The 17,397-nt window shown below is 63.1% G+C and carries 17 protein-coding genes; 11 read left to right on the top strand and 6 right to left on the bottom strand.

Annotation, left to right across the window (positions count from 1 at the left end; translation table 11 throughout):
- Nucleotides 1–233 precede the first annotated feature (233 nt).
- Entirely contained in the window at nucleotides 234–2,090 is a 1,857-nt protein-coding gene (locus CSE6_RS05870) for a phosphoenolpyruvate carboxykinase (GTP) (protein WP_034351225.1), read from the top strand.
- A gap of 186 nt (nucleotides 2,091–2,276) precedes the next feature.
- Here the strand turns inward: CSE6_RS05870 and CSE6_RS05875 are convergent, their stop codons facing one another.
- Nucleotides 2,277–2,705 carry a hypothetical protein gene (locus CSE6_RS05875; RefSeq protein ID WP_003065220.1) on the bottom strand — a complete coding sequence of 143 codons (429 nt, stop codon included), beginning with the start codon at nucleotides 2,703–2,705 and terminating at the stop codon, nucleotides 2,277–2,279.
- 135 nt (nucleotides 2,706–2,840) lie between these two features.
- On the opposite strand from CSE6_RS05875, the gene CSE6_RS05880 reads away from it, so the two are divergent.
- The 3 genes from CSE6_RS05880 to CSE6_RS05890 are packed head-to-tail and all read left to right on the top strand — an operon-like array spanning nucleotide 2,841 to nucleotide 5,165.
- On the top strand, nucleotides 2,841–3,821 hold the full coding sequence (locus CSE6_RS05880) for a LysR family transcriptional regulator (protein WP_034351561.1): 981 nt from the start codon (nucleotides 2,841–2,843) through the stop codon (nucleotides 3,819–3,821).
- A 13-nt stretch (nucleotides 3,822–3,834) separates the two neighbouring features.
- A complete protein-coding gene (locus tag CSE6_RS05885) occupies nucleotides 3,835–4,713 on the top strand; it encodes a metallophosphoesterase (RefSeq protein ID WP_012836586.1) in 879 nt (292 codons plus the stop codon).
- A 29-nt stretch (nucleotides 4,714–4,742) separates the two neighbouring features.
- The gene (locus tag CSE6_RS05890; RefSeq protein WP_003065214.1) at nucleotides 4,743–5,165 is read left to right on the top strand and encodes a universal stress protein; all 423 of its coding nucleotides are present in this window, start codon (nucleotides 4,743–4,745) and stop codon (nucleotides 5,163–5,165) included.
- Between the two features lie 161 nt (nucleotides 5,166–5,326).
- On the opposite strand, the gene CSE6_RS05895 is transcribed toward CSE6_RS05890, so the two are convergent.
- A complete protein-coding gene (locus CSE6_RS05895) occupies nucleotides 5,327–6,241 on the bottom strand; it encodes a LysR family transcriptional regulator ArgP (RefSeq protein WP_034351228.1) in 915 nt (304 codons plus the stop codon).
- Between the two features lie 42 nt (nucleotides 6,242–6,283).
- Here CSE6_RS05895 and CSE6_RS05900 point away from each other — a divergent pair, with 42 nt between their 5' ends.
- The 6 genes from CSE6_RS05900 to gorA all read left to right on the top strand — a co-directional run bounded on the left by CSE6_RS05900 (nucleotide 6,284) and on the right by gorA (nucleotide 12,191).
- On the top strand, nucleotides 6,284–7,660 hold the full coding sequence (locus CSE6_RS05900; protein WP_059440081.1) for a D-amino acid dehydrogenase: 1,377 nt from the start codon (nucleotides 6,284–6,286) through the stop codon (nucleotides 7,658–7,660).
- A 113-nt stretch (nucleotides 7,661–7,773) separates the two neighbouring features.
- Nucleotides 7,774–8,265 carry a homoprotocatechuate degradation operon regulator HpaR gene (gene hpaR / locus CSE6_RS05905; RefSeq protein ID WP_003065209.1) on the top strand — a complete coding sequence of 164 codons (492 nt, stop codon included), beginning with the start codon at nucleotides 7,774–7,776 and terminating at the stop codon, nucleotides 8,263–8,265.
- A 26-nt stretch (nucleotides 8,266–8,291) separates the two neighbouring features.
- Nucleotides 8,292–8,933, top strand: coding sequence for a PolC-type DNA polymerase III (locus tag CSE6_RS05910; protein ID WP_039049338.1), 642 nt, complete (start codon nucleotides 8,292–8,294; stop codon nucleotides 8,931–8,933).
- 197 nt (nucleotides 8,934–9,130) lie between these two features.
- Nucleotides 9,131–9,655, top strand: a complete 525-nt coding sequence (locus CSE6_RS05915; protein ID WP_034351237.1) for a flavin reductase family protein — start codon at nucleotides 9,131–9,133, stop codon at nucleotides 9,653–9,655.
- Between the two features lie 130 nt (nucleotides 9,656–9,785).
- Nucleotides 9,786–10,697 carry a TauD/TfdA family dioxygenase gene (locus CSE6_RS05920; protein ID WP_059440082.1) on the top strand — a complete coding sequence of 304 codons (912 nt, stop codon included), beginning with the start codon at nucleotides 9,786–9,788 and terminating at the stop codon, nucleotides 10,695–10,697.
- Nucleotides 10,698–10,826: 129 nt separating this feature from the next.
- The gene (gene gorA, locus CSE6_RS05925; protein ID WP_059440083.1) at nucleotides 10,827–12,191 is read left to right on the top strand and encodes a glutathione-disulfide reductase; all 1,365 of its coding nucleotides are present in this window, start codon (nucleotides 10,827–10,829) and stop codon (nucleotides 12,189–12,191) included.
- A 123-nt stretch (nucleotides 12,192–12,314) separates the two neighbouring features.
- On the opposite strand, the gene minE is transcribed toward gorA, so the two are convergent.
- Genes minE through minC form a run of 3 tightly spaced genes read right to left on the bottom strand, consistent with a single transcriptional unit; the run spans nucleotide 12,315 to nucleotide 14,192 of the window.
- Complete coding sequence (gene minE / locus CSE6_RS05930; protein ID WP_003071985.1) at nucleotides 12,315–12,581, bottom strand: cell division topological specificity factor MinE; 267 nt, start codon at nucleotides 12,579–12,581, stop codon at nucleotides 12,315–12,317.
- Between the two features lie 5 nt (nucleotides 12,582–12,586).
- A complete protein-coding gene (gene minD, locus CSE6_RS05935; RefSeq protein WP_003069672.1) occupies nucleotides 12,587–13,399 on the bottom strand; it encodes a septum site-determining protein MinD in 813 nt (270 codons plus the stop codon).
- A gap of 58 nt (nucleotides 13,400–13,457) precedes the next feature.
- Complete coding sequence (minC, locus tag CSE6_RS05940; RefSeq protein WP_034351247.1) at nucleotides 13,458–14,192, bottom strand: septum site-determining protein MinC; 735 nt, start codon at nucleotides 14,190–14,192, stop codon at nucleotides 13,458–13,460.
- 149 nt (nucleotides 14,193–14,341) lie between these two features.
- Here minC and CSE6_RS05945 point away from each other — a divergent pair, with 149 nt between their 5' ends.
- Nucleotides 14,342–15,091, top strand: coding sequence for an enoyl-CoA hydratase/isomerase family protein (locus CSE6_RS05945; protein ID WP_034351253.1), 750 nt, complete (start codon nucleotides 14,342–14,344; stop codon nucleotides 15,089–15,091).
- Between the two features lie 72 nt (nucleotides 15,092–15,163).
- Here CSE6_RS05945 and CSE6_RS05950 read toward each other — a convergent pair whose 3' ends face one another.
- On the bottom strand, nucleotides 15,164–17,251 hold the full coding sequence (locus CSE6_RS05950; protein ID WP_059440084.1) for an acetoacetate--CoA ligase: 2,088 nt from the start codon (nucleotides 17,249–17,251) through the stop codon (nucleotides 15,164–15,166).
- Between the last annotated feature and the right edge of the window lie 146 nt (nucleotides 17,252–17,397).

Here is a 17,397-nt window from a genome sequence, read left to right on the forward strand (position 1 = left end):
ATGCGCAAAATGCATAGATATTGCCCATGATTTGCTGACAAATTCAAGGCCCCTACCTAAAATCGATTTCCCGCTGCTATTCAAAACAAGGTTGTTTTGACTATTTCAGACGGATTTCAGGCGCCAACAAGCGCTAGGGAAAGCAGGCGAGACACCTTCAAAAGCCTTTTTTCAAAGACGCAGCCGAGGATGCTTCTTTGAAAAACTGGTTTTTTAATTGAAGGACTTCCCCCATGAACGCCGCTGTGCAAAGCCTGAACATCCAGGCTCCCGACTACGTCAAGAACCCCAAGCTCATTGCCTGGGTCGCCGAAATGGCCGCGCTGTGCAAGCCTGCCCAGATTCACTGGTGCGACGGCTCGCAAGCCGAATATGACGCGCTGTGCCAGCAGCTGGTGGATGCCGGCACCTTCAAGCCCCTGGCCAAGCGCCCTGGCTCCTTCCTGGCCTGGACCGATCCTTCGGACGTGGCTCGCGTGGAAGACCGCACCTATATCTGCTCCGCCAAAAAGGAAGACGCAGGCCCCACCAACAACTGGATGGAACCTGCCGAAATGCGCGCCACGCTGAACCCGCTGTTCGACGGCTGCATGGCTGGCCGCACCATGTACGTGGTGCCTTTCTCCATGGGCCCGCTGGGTTCGCCCATCGCCCACGTGGGTATCGAGCTGTCCGACAGCCCCTATGTGGCCGTCAACATGAAGATCATGACCCGCATGGGCAAGGCCGTGTATGACGTGATCGGCACCAGCGGCGAGTTCGTGCCCTGCGTGCACACCATCGGCGCACCTCTGGCCGCAGGCCAGAAGGACGAGACCACCTGGCCTTGCAGCAAGACCAAGTACATCGTTCACTATCCTGAAACCCGCGAAATCTGGTCTTACGGCTCGGGCTACGGCGGCAATGCGCTGCTGGGCAAGAAGTGCTTTGCGCTGCGTATCGCCTCCACCATGGGCCGTGACCAGGGCTGGCTGGCCGAGCACATGCTGATCCTGGGCGTTACCAACCCCGAAGGCAAGAAGTACCACGTGGCTGCGGCCTTCCCCTCGGCCTGCGGCAAGACCAATTTCTCCATGCTGGTGCCGCCCAAGGCCTTCGACGGCTGGAAGGTCACGACCATCGGCGACGACATCGCCTGGATCAAGCCCCAGGCCGACGGCTCGCTGCGCGCCATCAACCCCGAAGCCGGTTACTTCGGCGTGGCTCCTGGCACCAATATGCTCACGAACCCGAACTGCATGTTGAGCCTGGACAAGAACGTGATCTTCACCAATGTGGCCCTGACCGATGACGGCGACGTGTGGTGGGAAGGCATGGAAAAGGACCAGGGCAAGCTGCCCGATCACCTGATCGACTGGCAAGGCAAGGACTGGACGCCCCAGATCGCCAAGGAAACCGGCGCCAAGGCCGCCCACCCCAATGCCCGCTTTACCGTGGCTGCGACCAACAACCCCGCGCTGGACGAAGCCTGGGACGATCCCGCCGGCGTGAAGATCGATGCCATGATCTTCGGCGGCCGCCGCTCCACCACCGTGCCTCTGGTGACCGAAGCCCGCGACTGGACCGAGGGCGTGTACATGGCTGCGACCATGGGCTCCGAAACCACGGCCGCCGCCTTTGGCGCGCAAGGCGTGGTACGCCGCGACCCCTTCGCCATGCTGCCTTTTGCCGGCTACAACATGAGCGACTATTTCCAGCACTGGCTGGATCTGGGCGCCAAGATCGAAGGCCAGGGCGCAACTCTGCCCAAGATCTTCACCACCAACTGGTTCCGCAAGAATGCCGAAGGCAAGTTCGTCTGGCCCGGCTACGGTGAGAACATGCGCGTGCTGAAGTGGATGATCGACCGTCTGGAAGGCCAGGCTCAGGGTCAGGAAACCGCCTTTGGCATTGCTCCCCAGTACGCCGAAATCAACTGGAGCGGTCTGGACTTCGATGCTGCCCAGTTCGACAGCGTGACCAATATCGACAAGGCGGCCTGGGCCGAGGAAATGAAGCTGCACGGCGAGCATTTCGACAAGTTGGCCTACAACCTGCCCAAGGCCATGCTGGATACCAAGGCCAAGCTCGAAGAGCGTCTGTCCGCCTAAGCCTTTGACAGAATAAAAAAGCCCTGCAGGCCGTTGGCCGCAGGGCTTTTTGTTTTTGAACCGTTGTGTTGATAGCTGTTGGCGCCTGTCGGACAAGGGGTTGACGCCGATTTCATGAGACGCTGAGCGGGCATGAAAAAGCCGCTGGCCTTGTGGGCAGCGGCTTTCTTCGGAGAGGCGCGGAGCTTAGCGGCTCTGGCGATCCATGGCACGGGCCAGATCGGCCATCAGGCGGGCATCTTGCAGCGCGGCGTTCCAGACGCGTTCATCGGCAGCAGCTTGCTGGCGGCTCTTGACCCAGGCGCGGTAGCCAGTGCGCACCAGATTGATGGCACGGCGTGCGGGAGTGGAGAAGAGGGCAATGCTGGCAAAGGCCATGGCCCACAGAACCATCCAGGCAGCCATCATATGACCGTCGCTCCAGGTTTCGGTGGCCTGGAAGACGCCGGCGGCCAGGGCGGCCAGCACCACAGCCAGCACCATCCAGTACGACCTGGACTGGGATTGCGCCTCGTGCTCGGCGGCAATGGCGGCCATGCGTTCATCGCTGGCTTGATAGATACGCACCACACCAGGGTGCTCGACACAGTAGGAGTTGTAAATAAAGTTGCTCATGGCAGTTAACCCTTTGACCCACGCTTTTGGCGAATTGCCCGGGGAATAGGTGTAACTATAGGGATTACCCTAGGTGTGTTCAAATTTATATTTTGAATCTGTAGCATTCACAGCAGTGATGTATTGGGTGATGCCATGTCTTTGAACTTTCGTTCTCTGGATCTCAATCTGCTGCGCGTCTTCGACGAGGTCATGTCCGAGCGCAGTCTCACGCGTGCGGCGCACAAGCTCAGCATCACCCAGCCGGCGGTCAGCAATGCCATGCGCCGACTGCGCGAGGTCCTGGGCGACGAGCTGCTGGTGCGCCAGGGACAGGGCGTGGAGCCTACGCCGCGTGCCCAGGCCCTGTGGCCGGTGATACGCGAGGCCTTGCAACATCTGGAGGGTGCACTCGCACCCGATGAGTTCGATCCCGAGACGGCCGCCACCACGTTCGTGATCGCCATGGCCGATGCTACGGCTGCCACGCTGATTCCGCCGCTGTACCCGATTCTGGCGCGCGAGGCACCGGGCCTGGGCATACGCCTGCTGCCGCTGACCACGCGCGATCCAAGGCCCTTGCTCGATGATGGCGAGGCCGATATGGCCGTGGGCTATTTCCCCGCCGTACTGGCCGATCTGACGGCGCGTGCCCAGGCTGGCGGTCTGGTGGCGTTTGACAGCCGCCGTCTGTATGAGGGCGAGTACCTGTGCGTGATGCGCAAAGGCCATCCGCTGGCGCATGTTCCGCTGACGCTGGACAACTATTGCGCGGCACGCCATATGCTGGTCAGCTTTTCGGGCCGCTCCTTCGGCTTCATCGACGAGGCCCTGGCCTCGCTGGGGCGTTCGCGCGAAGTGGTGCTCACCGTCAACCAGTTCTTCACCGCGGCGCGCGTGGTGCTCAACTCCGATCTGCTGACCATCCTGCCGCGCCATTTTGTGCCCGTGACCGGCATGAGCGACCAGCTGGAGCTGCGCGATCTGCCCTTCGATGTCACGCCCGTGCATGTGGATGCACTGTGGCGTCGGCGGGGCCCGCACCCGCAGGCCTATGACTGGCTGCTGAAAACGCTGACGCGCTCGGCCGAGATCACCTTTGCCAACGGTTCGGCCCAGGTCACTCACCATGGTTGACTAAACTAGCCACATGAAGATCCAGCTGCTGTCCGACCTGCACCTCGAAGTCCACCCCCAATTCGTGGCCCAGCCAGCTGCGGGCGCCGATGTGCTGGTGCTGGCCGGCGACATCGGCTCCTACCAGAGCAGCACCCAGGTCGACGGCGAGAACTTCGGGCTGGAGCGTTTCTCGCCGCTGCCGCAATACGCCAACTGGCCCACACCCGTGCTGTTCGTGCCCGGCAATCACGAATACGACATGCAGGACTTCGACGAGGCAAGGCTGCGCCTGCAGCGTGTGTGCGACAGGCTGGGTCTGATCTGGCTCGATCGTGAAACCGTGGTCATGGACGGGGTGCGTTTCATCGGCACCACGCTGTGGAGCGACTTCGACGCCATGGCCATGCATGAAGGCGTGAGTGATGCCACGCGCTTGCACAAGCTGCGCGAGAAGGCCTTTCGCGCCGCCAATTTCTATCTGCAAAAGACAGGTGGCAGTCGCCAGGGCGAGCCGTTTCTGGCCGCGCCCATGCGCGAGGAAAGCCTGCTCTGCCAGGACTGGCTGCGCGCTGCGCTGCAGCAGCCTTTTGACGGACCCACGGTGGCCGTGACCCACTTTGCGCCCAGCCTGCGCAGTGCCGATCCGCGCTACGGCCTGGTACCCGGCACGGCCGGTTTCTGCAATGTGATGGACGACTTTCTGCCCCATGCCCAGCTCTGGCTGCACGGCCATCTGCATTGCGCCAGCGACTACATCGCATGCGGCCAGCGCGAGGACGGCAGCGAATGGCAATGCCGTGTGGTGGCCAATCCCCTGGGCTATGCCCGCAAGGGAGAGCAGGATGACTTTCTGCCGGCATCGACAATTGACTTGAGCCAAGTCAAGATGCTGACTGTCCCCAGCCCTTAGGCTTGAGACATCAACAAGGAGAAATTGGTATGAAGATCTTGCTCGCCGTGGACGGCAGTGCCTATACCCAGAAAATGCTGGCCTATCTGACCTCGCATCAGGAGATGCTGGGCACGGGCCATGAGTACACCATCATCACCGTGCAGCCGCTGCTGCCGCCTCGTGCACGCGCTGCGCTGGGCAAGGAAGTGGTGGAGCAGTACTACGACGAAGAATCCGCCAAGATCCTGCAGCCCGTGCTGGAGTTCCTGAAGGGGCGTGGCGTCGAGGCGCAAAGCATCGCCAAGGTCGGCCCCATTGCCGACACCATCATCCATGCCGCCCAGGACGGCAAGTTCGACCTGATCGCCATGGGCACGCACGGCCACGGCGCGCTGGGCCGTCTGGTCATGGGGTCGGTCAGCTCGCAGGTGCTGGCGGGCTGCACCATCCCCGTGCTGCTGATTCGCTGATTTTCATAGCTGCTTGCGCTTGATTTACATGCGTATCAGGCGTAAATCAGCTTCAAATCAAGGTTAGATGAGCGTCCACAGCTACAAAAACCAAAGTACCTCCGTTTGACATCAAGCTCTCAAGGCCGCGCTGCAAAGCACGGCCTTTTTTCTTGTCTGCATCAAACAGCTTGCAGCACTTGGCGGGCCTTGCCCAGCAAGGCCTGGCTGACACGGGCCAGCACGCGTGACTCCAGATTCCAGCAATGCCAGAACAGCGCGATGGACAGCGCATGGCCTGTTGCCACGTCGATCAGTTCACCGGCATCCAGCGCGGGCTGCACCAGCAACTGCGGCAGCACGCCCACGCCCCAGCCGGCACGCACGGCGCGCACCTGCGCCTCGCAGCTGGGCAGCAGAATCTGATGCTGCAGCGACACATTGCGCAGACCCAGGCAACGCGCCACAAATTCGGCCTGCATATCGTCCTTGCGGTTGAAGGACAGATAGGGCAGCTGGTTGAAGTTCTTGCGCGTCAGCCCCTGCGGCAATCTTTGCTGCGCAAATTCGCTAGAGGCCACGGCCACATAGCGCATGGCGCCCAGAGGCTGCACGGTGCAGCCGCGCATGGCCTGACTCAGCGTGGTGACGCAGCCCATGACCTGGCCCGAGCGCAGCAGCTCCTGCGTGAAGTCCTGATCGTCGACCACCACCTCCAGCGGCAGGCCGCTCTTCACCAGCTCGTCCAGAGCCGTCATGGCCCAGGTGGCAATGCTGTCGGCATTGATGGCGATGGAGACGATTTCTCCGGCCAGACTCTGCCCGGTCTGCGGTGCCAGCTCCTGCAACTCATGAGCGAGATCGGCGCGCAGCAGGCGCAGCTGCTTGGCATGCTTGAGCAGCAGCCGCCCGGCGCTGGTGGGCTTGACGGGACGCGTGCGCTCCACCAGTACCGAGCCCACCTGGGCTTCCAGTGCACGCAGGCGCTGGGACACGGCCGACTGGGTGATGTGCAGCCTTTGCGCCGCGCGCTCGAAGCCGCCTTCTTCCACGATGGCGGCCAGGCATTCCAGCGCAACAGGGTCCCAGGAGCTCATGGCAACTTCATTAGCATTTCTGATGAAACTGCTGAAAATTTAATGCTGCTTTTGTTTGCCCGCAAGAGTGCAGACACTGGCCGCATGAACATCATCGTCCTGGGCGCCGGCATCATCGGCATCAGCACCGCCTGGCATCTGCGCGAGCGCGGTCATCAAGTCACCGTGGTGGACCGCCAGAGCGGTCCGGCCCTGGAGACCAGCTATGCCAATGGCGGCCAGATCTCGGTCAGTTACTGCGAGCCCTGGGCGAATCGCCAGGCACCCTGGAAGGCGCTCAAATGGATGTTCGACAAAGAGGCTCCTCTGCTGCTGCGGCCCCAGGCCGACAGCGCGCAATGGCGCTGGTGCCTGCAGTTCCTGGCCCAGTGCAATGACCGCGCCTTTGCGCGCAATGTGCAGCAGATCGTGGCGCTGGGCGCCTACAGCCATCTGGCGCTCAAGGACATGGTCCAGAAGACCGGTATCGAGTTCGAGCGGCTGGAGCGCGGCATTGCCCATTTCTACAGCAGCCCGCAGGCGTTTGCCGAGGCCGCCGAAGGCGTGGAGCTGATGCGGCAATACGGCGTGCAGCGTCGTCTGGTCAGCCGCGAAGAGCTGCTTGCCATCGAGCCAGCATTCACGCCCTATGCCGCGCAGATTGCGGGCGGCACCTTCACTGCCACCGATGAGTCCGGTGATGCGCGTCTGTTCACCGAAAAGCTGGCCGGTCTCTGTGCCCAGGCCGGTGTGCAGTTCCTCTACGGCCACGACATCCTGAGCCTGCAGCCGGCGCGCAGGGGCAGGCCTGCCCAGGTGCAGATTCGCGACGGCAGCGATGGCGCCCCGCGCATGCTGAGCGCGGATGCCGTGGTGGTCGCCTGCGGCTCCTACACGCCGCTGCTGCTCAGGCCTCTGGGCGTGCATGTGCCCATCTACCCGGGCAAGGGCTATAGCGCCACCCTGCCGCTGCTGCGGCTCGAAAAAGCCCCCATGGTCTCCACCATCGACGACAGCCGCAAGGTGGCCATGAGCCGTTTGGGCGACCGACTGCGGGTAGCCGGCACCATAGAGCTGGGAGGCTTCGATCTGAGTCTGGACACGCCTACGGCCAGGGCGCGCTGCGAGATGCTGGTCAGGCGCGTGGAGGAGCTGATGCCCGGCGTCTGCGACACGCGCCTGCCCGAGCAGGGTGGCGATCCGCAGTTCTGGTGCGGTCTGCGGCCCGCCACGCCCAGCAATATTCCCTGCATCGGGGCCACGCAGGCAAGAGGCATCTGGGTCAATGCCGGGCATGGCACCCTGGGCTGGACGCATGGAGCAGGCTCGGGCAAGGCCATGGCGGCGCTGATGAGCGGCGAGCGCCCGGCACTGGATTTCCGGTTCTGGGATGAGCCGGCACCCGAGGTCGCTCGCGGCGCGCGGATTGCGTCGGCCTGAGACAGGGCATAGGACTGCAGGACGAGTACGGGCCGGCTGACTCTTTTGCCCGGATTGACGGTATCGCTGCGTGGGGCTCTTACATACAATTACGCCAGCAACTCGTCCATGCCATGATCCAGCACGACATCACTCCTGCCCTTGAAACCTCACGTTCCTTTGCGCGTTCATTGCCCATGGCTTTGCTCAAGGCCCGCGAGGCGGTCATGGTGCGCTTTCGTCCCTCGCTGCGTGCGCACGGCCTGACCGAGCAGCAATGGCGCGTGCTGCGCATCATGTGGGTGGCCGACAAGCGTTTGCGTCCCATGGAGCTGTCGCAGCTGACCTTCATCAGCATGCCCAGCCTCTCGCGCCTGCTCAAGACGCTGGAAGGACGCCTGCTCATCAAGCGCGGCCGCCATGTAGCCGATCTGCGGGGTTCCGAGTTCGCCCTCACGCCAGCCGGCCAGGAGATGGTGGCCCAGATCGTGCCGCATTTCGAGACCATCTACACCGAGATCGAGGAGCAACTGGGCAGCGCCGAGAGCGAGCAGCTGTTCCGCATACTCGAGCATGTGGTGCAGAGCCTGGGTCTGCCCGGCGAAGACGAGCTGGGTCAGGACTGAGGCGCCTGCCACGGCACAATGCAGTCATGAGTGCTGCGATTGCCGTCATCGACTTCGAAACCACGGGCATGACGCCCGCCCAGGGTGCCAGGGCCACCGAGGTAGCCATCGTGCTGCTGGAGCAGGGCCGCGTGGTGGACCGTTTCCAGAGCCTGATGCAGACCGGGGCCTGGGTCTCGCCCTTCATCACCGAACTCACCGGCATCACCAATGCCATGCTGCGCACGGCGCCGCCCGCCGCCGAGGTGATGCGCGATGCGGCCCGCTTTGTGGGCGCTGCGCCCATGGTGGCCCACAACGCATCGTTCGACAGCAAGTTCTGGCAGGCCGAGCTGGCGCTGGCGGGCGAGGCGGCCCCCCAGCTGTTTGCCTGCACCGTGCTGCTGTCGCGCCGCATCTATCCGCAGGCGCCCAGCCACAGCCTGGGCAATCTGGCGCGCTACCTGCACCTGCCTTCCACGGGCCGCGCCCACCGGGCGCTGGCCGATGCCGAGATGGCGGCGGCCCTGCTGGCCCGCATGCAGCAGGATCTGTGCGAGCGACATGCCTTGCCCTGGCCCGAGCACGAGCTGCTGATGCAGCTGCAACGCTGCAGCAAAGCCAAGGTCGGCGGCTGGCTGGCGCAGCAGGCCGGCCAAGGGCTGCTGGCAGCTCAGACCCAGGATTGATGAAGTTTTAGGCCTGCAGGCCTGTATATTACTGCGTGAGAAGCTATCAAAATTGATGATTCTGGCCTTAAGCCCTTACGGATTGTGACCGGCAAGGTTCAAGTTGATAATTGATCAAGTCCTGCAGATGCTCTTTGGGTCTGCTGATCTTGAACCGTGGCGCACCGTTGTGGTCGCTGACCTGAGCTCTGAATTTCGTGAACTCCGCCTTGCCTACCTCCGTCTTGCGTTCGGCCTTGCCTTTCTCGCAGCGCGAATTTCGCGATGCGCTGGGGCAATTTGCCACCGGCGTGACCATCATCACGGCGCGCAGTGCAGAGGGCCATGCGGTGGGCTCCACGGTCAGCTCCTTCAACGCACTGTCGCTGGCGCCCTCGCTGGTGCTATGGAGCCTGGGTCTGAAGGCCAACTCACTGCCCGTGTTCCGCCACTGCACGCATTACGCGATTCATGTGCTGGCGGCTTCGCAAAAGCCGCTGGCCGAGCTGTTTGCACGCAAGGGTGCGGACCGTTTCAGCCATACCCAGCATCATGACTCCGAGCATGGCGTGCCGCTGCTCGAGGGCTGCAGCGCGGTCTTCGAGTGCCGCAATCTGCGCCAGCATGAGGAGGGCGACCATCTGCTCTTCATCGGCGAGGTGGAACGCTGCGAGCACCATGCCGACCGCGCGCCGCTGCTCTACCACTCGGGCCATATGCACGCCCACGGCTTCGTCAGGTAAAGCCGGCTGCCGACTGGGAACCCTACCTAGTCGGCTTGAACGATACCGATCTCCAAGGCCCGCCCTAGATTGCCCCAGGCCTGCTGCGTCAGGCCCGAGGACAGTGGTTGCAACGCTTTGGAGACACATCATGATTGATTGCGAAGACAGGCCGGCCCATACCCGGCTCAAGGTGGCCGCGGTAAGCAGGACGGGTATCGAGCTCAGGCGCATCTCCCCCGCCATCGGCGTGGAGGTTTCGGGCATAGACCTGCGCCAGCCCATGAGCGAGGAGCAGGCGCGCGAGCTGCGTCAGGCGCTGGTGGCGCACAAGGTGCTGGTGTTTCGCGAGCAGAACATCACGCCTGCCCAGCATGTGGCGTTTGCGCGCCGCTTCGGCGAGCTGGAGCTGCATCCGGTATTTCCCCATCACCCCGACCATGCCGAGCTGGTGCTGCTGGGCGGCAACAGCAAGATCCCGGGCACCGAGAACGTCTATCACACCGATGTCTCCTGGCGCGAGACGCCTTCCATGGCTTCGGTGCTGCGCTGCGTGGAATGTCCCGAGGTCGGCGGCGACACGGTCTGGATCAATATGGAGCAGGCCTACGAGCAGCTGCCCGAGACGCGCAAGCAGCAGATCGCCAGCCTATATGCCGTGCATGACATCCTGCCTTCGTTCGGCGCGCGCATGACGCCCGCACAGCAGGCCCAAGCCCGCGGCAAATACCCGCCTGTGGTGCACCCGGTGGTGCGCACCCACCCCGAAAGCGGCCAAAAGATTCTCTACGTCAACGAGACCTTCGTCACGCATTTCGCCAACTTCAGCTCGAACTTCGACAGCTTCCGCTCGGCCAACGAAATTCATGCCCAGCAACAGGATCTGATGAACTATCTGCTGCGCCAGCCTGCGATTCTGGAATACCAGATGCGTCTGCACTGGGAGCCCAACACCATTGCCATGTGGGACAACCGCTCTACCCAGCATTACGCGATTCAGGACTATTTCCCGGCCGTGCGCCGCATGCATCGCGCCACGGTCGTGGGCGACAAACCGTTCTGAGCCGCCCGCCAATCAAACTGGGTCGTGCAGGTGGTTTAACGCTGCGTTAAACCACCTGCGGCAGTCTTGTCTTGTAGAGTTCAAAGCAGCAAGCATCTGCTTTGACCCTCCCAAACAGCGAGACAGAACATGCAGCAACAAGACTTTGATTACGATTTTCTGGTCATAGGCGGTGGCTCGGGCGGCGTGCGCGCCAGCCGTGTGGCTGCCGGCCTGGGGGCCCGTGTGGCTGTGGTGGAAGCTGCCCAATTGGGAGGTACCTGCGTCAACGTGGGCTGCATCCCCAAGAAGCTGCTCAGCCATGCCGCGCACTTCAGCCAACTGGCCGAGGAGGCCCGGGGCTTTGGCTGGCAGCTGGAGCGGCCGCGCTTCGACTGGCCCACGCTGATTGCCAACAAGGACCGCGAAATCGAGCGCCTGAACGGTGTCTACGGCCGCATGCTGGCCGGGGCAGGCATTACCCTTATCCATGGCCGTGCGGCGCTCTCGGGGCCGCATAGCGTGCTGGTGAACGGCCAGACCATCCATGCCCGCCATATCCTGATTGCAACGGGCGGAACGCCCAGCCTGCCCGATATTCCTGGCGTGGAGCATGCCATCAGCTCTGACGAGGCCTTCCATCTGCCGCATCTGCCTAGGCGGGTGGTGGTCGTGGGCGGAGGCTATATCGCCGTGGAGTTCGCCTCCATCTTCAACGGTCTGGGCGCCGAGACGACCCTGCTGCACCGCCGCCAGCAGTTGCTGCGCGGCTTTGATGCAGACCTGGGTCTGCATCTGGGCCAGGAGATGGCTCAGCTGGGTGTGAACTTTCGCTGGGGCGAAGAAATACAGGCCATCGACAAGCAGGCGGACGGCCTGCACCTGCAGCTCAAGAGCGGCGAGCAGCTGGTCGTGGACTGCGTGATGTATGCCACGGGTCGTGTGCCCCTGATCGAAGGCCTGGGGCTGGAGGCCGCGGGTGTCAAGGTCAACGACAAGGGCGCCATCGAGGTGGATCAGCATTTCTGCAGCAACGTGCCCTCCATCCATGCCGTGGGCGATGTGGTCGATCGCATGGCCCTGACGCCCGTGGCGCTGGCCGAGGGGACAGTGCTCGCCCATCATCTGTTCGGCCAGGGCGGCAAGAGCGCTCCCGACTATGAGCTGGTGCCGACGGCGGTGTTTTCCCATCCGCAGGTGGGCACCGTGGGCCTGTCGGAGGAAGTGGCGCGCGAGCGCTTCGGCGCAGTGCAGGTTTTCCAGTCCGGCTTCAGGCCGCTGACCAACCGCATGGGGGCCGAGCCCGAGAACGTCTTCCTCAAGCTCATCGTCTCCAAGGCCGACCAGCGCGTGCGCGGCGTGCATATGGTGGGAGAGGGCGCGGGCGAACTGATGCAGGGCTTTGCCGTGGCACTGCAATGCGGCGCGACCAAGCAGCAGTTCGATGCGACCATCGGCATACACCCGACCGTGGCCGAGGAGCTGGTGACCATGCGCGAGCCGGTGCGCGAATGAGAAACGGCTCCCGCGCTTTCGCAGGGGGCAGGGCCGCGCGGCGGCATCGCAATGAAAAATGGGCCTTTTCAGGCCCATTTCCTTGTCCATCAAGCGCTAGCGCTATGGATAGATGAGTTGGTATCAGCCGCGTGCGGCGTCCGGCAGCTCGATCTTGACTTCCAGAACCTCAAGGTTTTCCTGGCGCTCCAGCTGTACCTTGATGTCATTGGGGTTGATGTCCACATACTTGGAAATCACGGCCATCAGCTCTTTTTGCAGGGCGGGCAGATAGTCGGGCTTGCCACTTTCGCCGCCCACGCGCTCGCGCGCGAGAATGATCTGCAGTCGCTCCTTGGCGACCGAGGCGGACTTCTTCTTCTCTCCGAGCAGAAACGACAACATGGACATCAGGCTTACCTCCCGCCAAACATGCGCTTGAAGAAACCGGGTTTGACGGCTTCGGTAAAGCGCATGGGTTTTTCTTCGCCCAGGAATCGGGCCACCACGTCCTGATAGGCCTCTGCCACATCCGTGCCTTGCATGTGCACGGCGGGAATGCCCTGGTTGGAGGCCTGGAGCACGGTTTCGGATTCGGGGATCACGCCGATCAGCTCGATGCGCAGAATGTCCTGGATATCCTCCAGCGACAGCATCTGGCCGTCTTCCACACGATTGGGGTTGTAGCGCGTGATCAGCAGATGCTCCTTGATACGCTCGCCCTTGACCGCACGCTCCGTCTTGGAGCTGAGCATGCCCAAGATACGGTCCGAGTCTCGCACCGACGAGACTTCGGGGTTGGTCACCACCAGGGCCTCTTCGGCATAGTGCATGGCCATCAGTGCGCCGCTTTCAATGCCGGCGGGCGAGTCGCAGATGATGAACTCGAAGTCCATGGCGGACAGATCGTCCAGCACCTTCTTCACGCCTTCCTGCGTGAGGGCTTCCTTGTCTCGGGTCTGCGAAGCGGCCAGCACGAACAGGTTTTCGCACTGCTTGTCCTTGATCAGGGCCTGGTTCAGATTGGCTTCGCCCTGGATGACATTGATGAGGTCATAGACCACGCGGCGTTCGCAGCCCATGATCAGATCGAGATTGCGCAGACCCACATCGAAGTCAATCACTGCGGTCTTGTGGCCGCGCAGTGCGAGGCCGGATGCGAAGCTGGCGCTGGTGGTGGTCTTGCCGACACCGCCTTTGCCAGAGGTCACGACGACGATTTTGGCCATGTTTGCACGATTCCTTTAAGACAAATGGGGCAGGTTGATAGGGTGTCCGGTGTGTCTCTCATACCGGCTCGATAACGATTCTTTCTCCCTCCAGGCGCACCTTGGCAGCTTTGCCGGCGACGTCCTTGGGGAGATCGGTTTCAATTGTGCGGTAGATACCTGCGATGGAAAGCAGTTGCGCCTCCATGCAAGTGCTAAAAATTCTTGCGCTGGTGTTGCCGCTGGCCCCGGCCACGGCGCGGCCGCGCAGCGGCGCATAGACATGGACGTTGCCGTCGGCAATCACCTCGGCACCATAGCTGACCATGTCCAGAACCACAATGTCGGTGCCTTTGGCATAGACGCGCTGTCCCGAGCGCAGCGGCCGGTCCACGATGACGGCATCGGCCAGCGGAGCAGGCACCTCGACCTCCACTTCGCGAATGATTTCGTGGATTTCCGGCTCGGTGCGGCGCGTCGGCATGGCATCGGGGGCTGCGCTCAGACCAAGGGCCTTGGCTGCTTCCATCTGGGCCTCGCTGCCGCTGCGCACGGCAACGGGCACTGTGCGGTGGTTGCGCAGGGCCTCGATCAGGGCCGGGAAGTCGATTTCTTCCTCTGCTTCGCGCACCTGGCTGAGGTCGATCAGCACAGGGTCGTTGTCGAAGAAGTCCGGGTCGTCGGCAAGACGGCGGGCCAGATCCTGGGCCAGCGCCTGCATGTCGGTGCTGCGAAGTACCACGGAAAGCACCGGCAGTTGTGCGCTCTTGAGGTCAAAGCTGGGGCGCTCGGCGCCGGTCGATTCAACAGACATGGATGGGATCAGCGCACATCAGGTGCTCTATGAGGACGACAAAGTGTACCTGCCTACCGGTAAAAGATATGGTCACCGAGTGTTTGCACTGCAACACTTGATGCACCTCAGAGGCCTGTGTCTGTGCAGGTCTGGATGAAAATACAGTCATGTCTCCAGAGCTTTTGATCCAGGGCGCCTGTGCCAGCATCACCTTGCGCCGTCCCGAAGTTGCCAACAAACTGCTGCCCGAAGACCTGATCGTGCTGCGTCGTCAGATCGACGAGGTCAATGCCAGCCCCGCGGTGCTGGTGCTGACGCTGCAGGCGGTGGGCAGGCATTTCTGCAGCGGTTATGACATTGGCGAGATCGCCAACAGCCAGAACGAGGGCAGCTCCTTCGGCGAGATGGTGGATGCCATCGAGAACTGCCGTCCCGTCACCATTGCCGCGATTCAGGGCGGCGTGTTCGGCGGTGCCACCGATATGGCACTGGCCTGCGACTTCCGCGTGGGCGGGGCCAACAGCCAGATGTTCATGCCCGCCGCGCGGCTGGGCCTGCATTTCTACCTCTCGGGCCTGGAGCGCTATGTGACCCGCCTGGGCGTGGATACGGCCAAGCGCCTGTTCCTGAGCTGCGAGAAGCTGCAGGCCCAGGCCATGAAGGACTGCGGCTTTCTGACCGATCTGGTGGACGGCACCGATATCGGCGAGCGCGTGATGCAGCTGCAGACCACGTTGGCCGGCATGGCGCCGCTGGCCTTGCTGGGAATGAAGAAACATCTCAACGCCATTGCCCGCGGCGTGCATGACAAGGCGGGCGTCGATGCCGCCGTGCAGGCCACCATCGCCTCAGCCGATCTGAAGGAAGGCGGCGCGGCCTGGCGCGAAAAGAGAACTGCCCGCTTTCAGGGGCACTGATCCCCAAGAAGGGACGGTAATCCTTTGCAAGGCGGCGGAGGCCACTCAGGCCCTCGCACCGCGCCTGCCGCGTCAGGACACTGTGCCTGCTCCTGCCCGGGCCAGATATTCCCTGGCAAAGCCCTCGTACCAGTCCAGGCAGCCTGGGTTGGCCATGGCGTCCTTGTTGACCACCTTGGCCAGCGGCTGGCCCAGCAGCAGCTTCTTGATGGGCAGCTCCTGCTTTTTGCCGCTGAGCGTGCGCGGTATCTCGGCCACGGCAAAGATATCGTCGGGCACAAAGCGGGGCGACAGCGCCGAGCGGATGGCCTTGTTGATGCGCTCGCGCAGCGCCGCATCGAGCTCCACGCCCGGACGCAGGGCCACAAACAGCGGCATATAGCTGTCCTTGCCCAGATATTCGAGATCCACCACCATGCTGTCCAGCACCTCGGGCAGGGCCTCGACGGCGCTGTAGATCTCGCTGGTGCCCATGCGCAGGCCATGGCGGTTGATGGTGGCGTCGCTGCGGCCGTAGATGATGCAGCCGCCCTCGCCAAGCAGCTTGATCCAGTCGCCATGACGCCAGACCGGCCCCATTTCGGCGTCACCATCGCCGCCGCCCGGTTGGCGGCCATGGCCGGCCGGGTACATATCGAAGTAACTCGACAAATAGCGCTTGCCGTCCGCATCGCCCCAGAGAAACAGCGGCATGGAGGGAATGGGCTGGGTGCAGACCAGCTCGCCGACCTCGTCCATCACGGGCTGGCCCTGCTCGTTCCAGGCCTCGACGGCGGCGCCCAGCTGGCGGCACTGCATGACGCCGGGCACCAGGGGCAGATCGCGGTTGCCGCCGATGAAGGCCCCCGCGAAGTCGGTGCCGCCCGAGAGGTTGTTCCACCAAATGTCAGGGCGCCCAAGCTTGGCAAACTGCTCCGTCCCCCACTGCTGTACCTCGGCAGACAGCGGCGAGCCCGTGCTGCCCAGCCCGCGTATGCGCGACAGGTCGCCGCAGCTGGACAGCTCAAGGCCGGCTTTCATGCAGTTGGCATAGAAGGCCGCGCCCGAGCCAAAGCTGGTCACGCCGGTCTCGGCCGCAAAGCGCCACAGCGTGCCCCAGTCGGGCTTGTCCTTGCTGCCGCCGGGGCTGCCGTCAAAGATCACGCAGCTCGTGCCGCCCAGCAGGCCCGAGACCTGGGCATTCCACATCACCCAGCCCGTGGAGCTGTACCAGTGGTAACGCTCGCCCCAGCTATTGGGCTCGTAGCTGCAGCCGATGTCGTTGTGCAAGGCCTTGAGCTGCAAGGCCACCAGCACCATGCCGCCATGGCCGTGGACTATGGGCTTGGGCAGGCCCGTGGTGCCGCTGGAGTAGACGATCCACAGCGGGTGGTCGAAGGGCAGCCACTCTGGCGTGAAGGCTGCCGTCTCTGCATCATTTCGCGCGGTAACGCTGGTGTAGTCTGCGGTGTCGGCTATCTTTATCGAGGTATCCAGATTGGGCACCAGCACCACGTGCTGCACGCTGGGCAGGCCCTGGCGCAGCTCCTGCAGGACTTCGCGGCGGTCTATGTCCTTGCCTGCGTAATGCACGCCGTCCACGGCGATCAGCGCCTTGGGCGCTATCTGCTTGAAGCGGTCGAGCACGGCATGGGTGCCCATGTCGGGCGCGCAGATGCTCCAGATGGCGCCCAGGCTGGCGCAGGCCAGAAAGGCGACGATGGCCTCGGGAATATTGGGCAGATAGGCCGCGACGCGGTCGCCCTTGGCAACGCCCTGGGCACGCAGATGCAGGGCCAGGGCCGCCACCTGGCGCTGCAGCTCGGGCCAGCTCAGCTCGCGCTGCAGACCCTGCTCGTTGCGGCTGATGACGGCCGGCATGCCGGCGGCATGGGCCGGCTGGACATGGCGCAGCACCTGCTGCACATAGTTCACCTGCGCGCCCGGGAACCACTGCGCACCGGGCATGGTGTTCCTGGCCAGCACCGCGCTGTGCGGCGTGGGCGACTGCAGATCGAAGTAGTCCCAGATGCTTTGCCAGAAGGTGCCGAGATCGCTGGTCGACCAGCGCCACAGCGCGTCATAGTCGGCAAAGCTCAGGCCGCGCGTTTCATGCAGCCAGTTCTGGTACAGCCGGATCTGAGGGATATAGGGAGCGGGGTGTTGCGGTGCGGAAGACATGGATCCAGCCTAGCGCTGCAGCCCTTGCAAGTCATTGGTGGTGGCCCCGCCAGATGTCACCTGTGCAGCAGCGCGGTCGGCTGTATGGGCGCACACGAGCACAGCTGAGCGGTCAAACCGATAATCGGGGCCTGTCTACACCGTCA

The sequence above is a fragment of the Comamonas sp. E6 genome (genome assembly GCF_001010305.1).
Classification (GTDB): Bacteria; Pseudomonadota; Gammaproteobacteria; order Burkholderiales; family Burkholderiaceae_C; genus Comamonas; species Comamonas thiooxydans.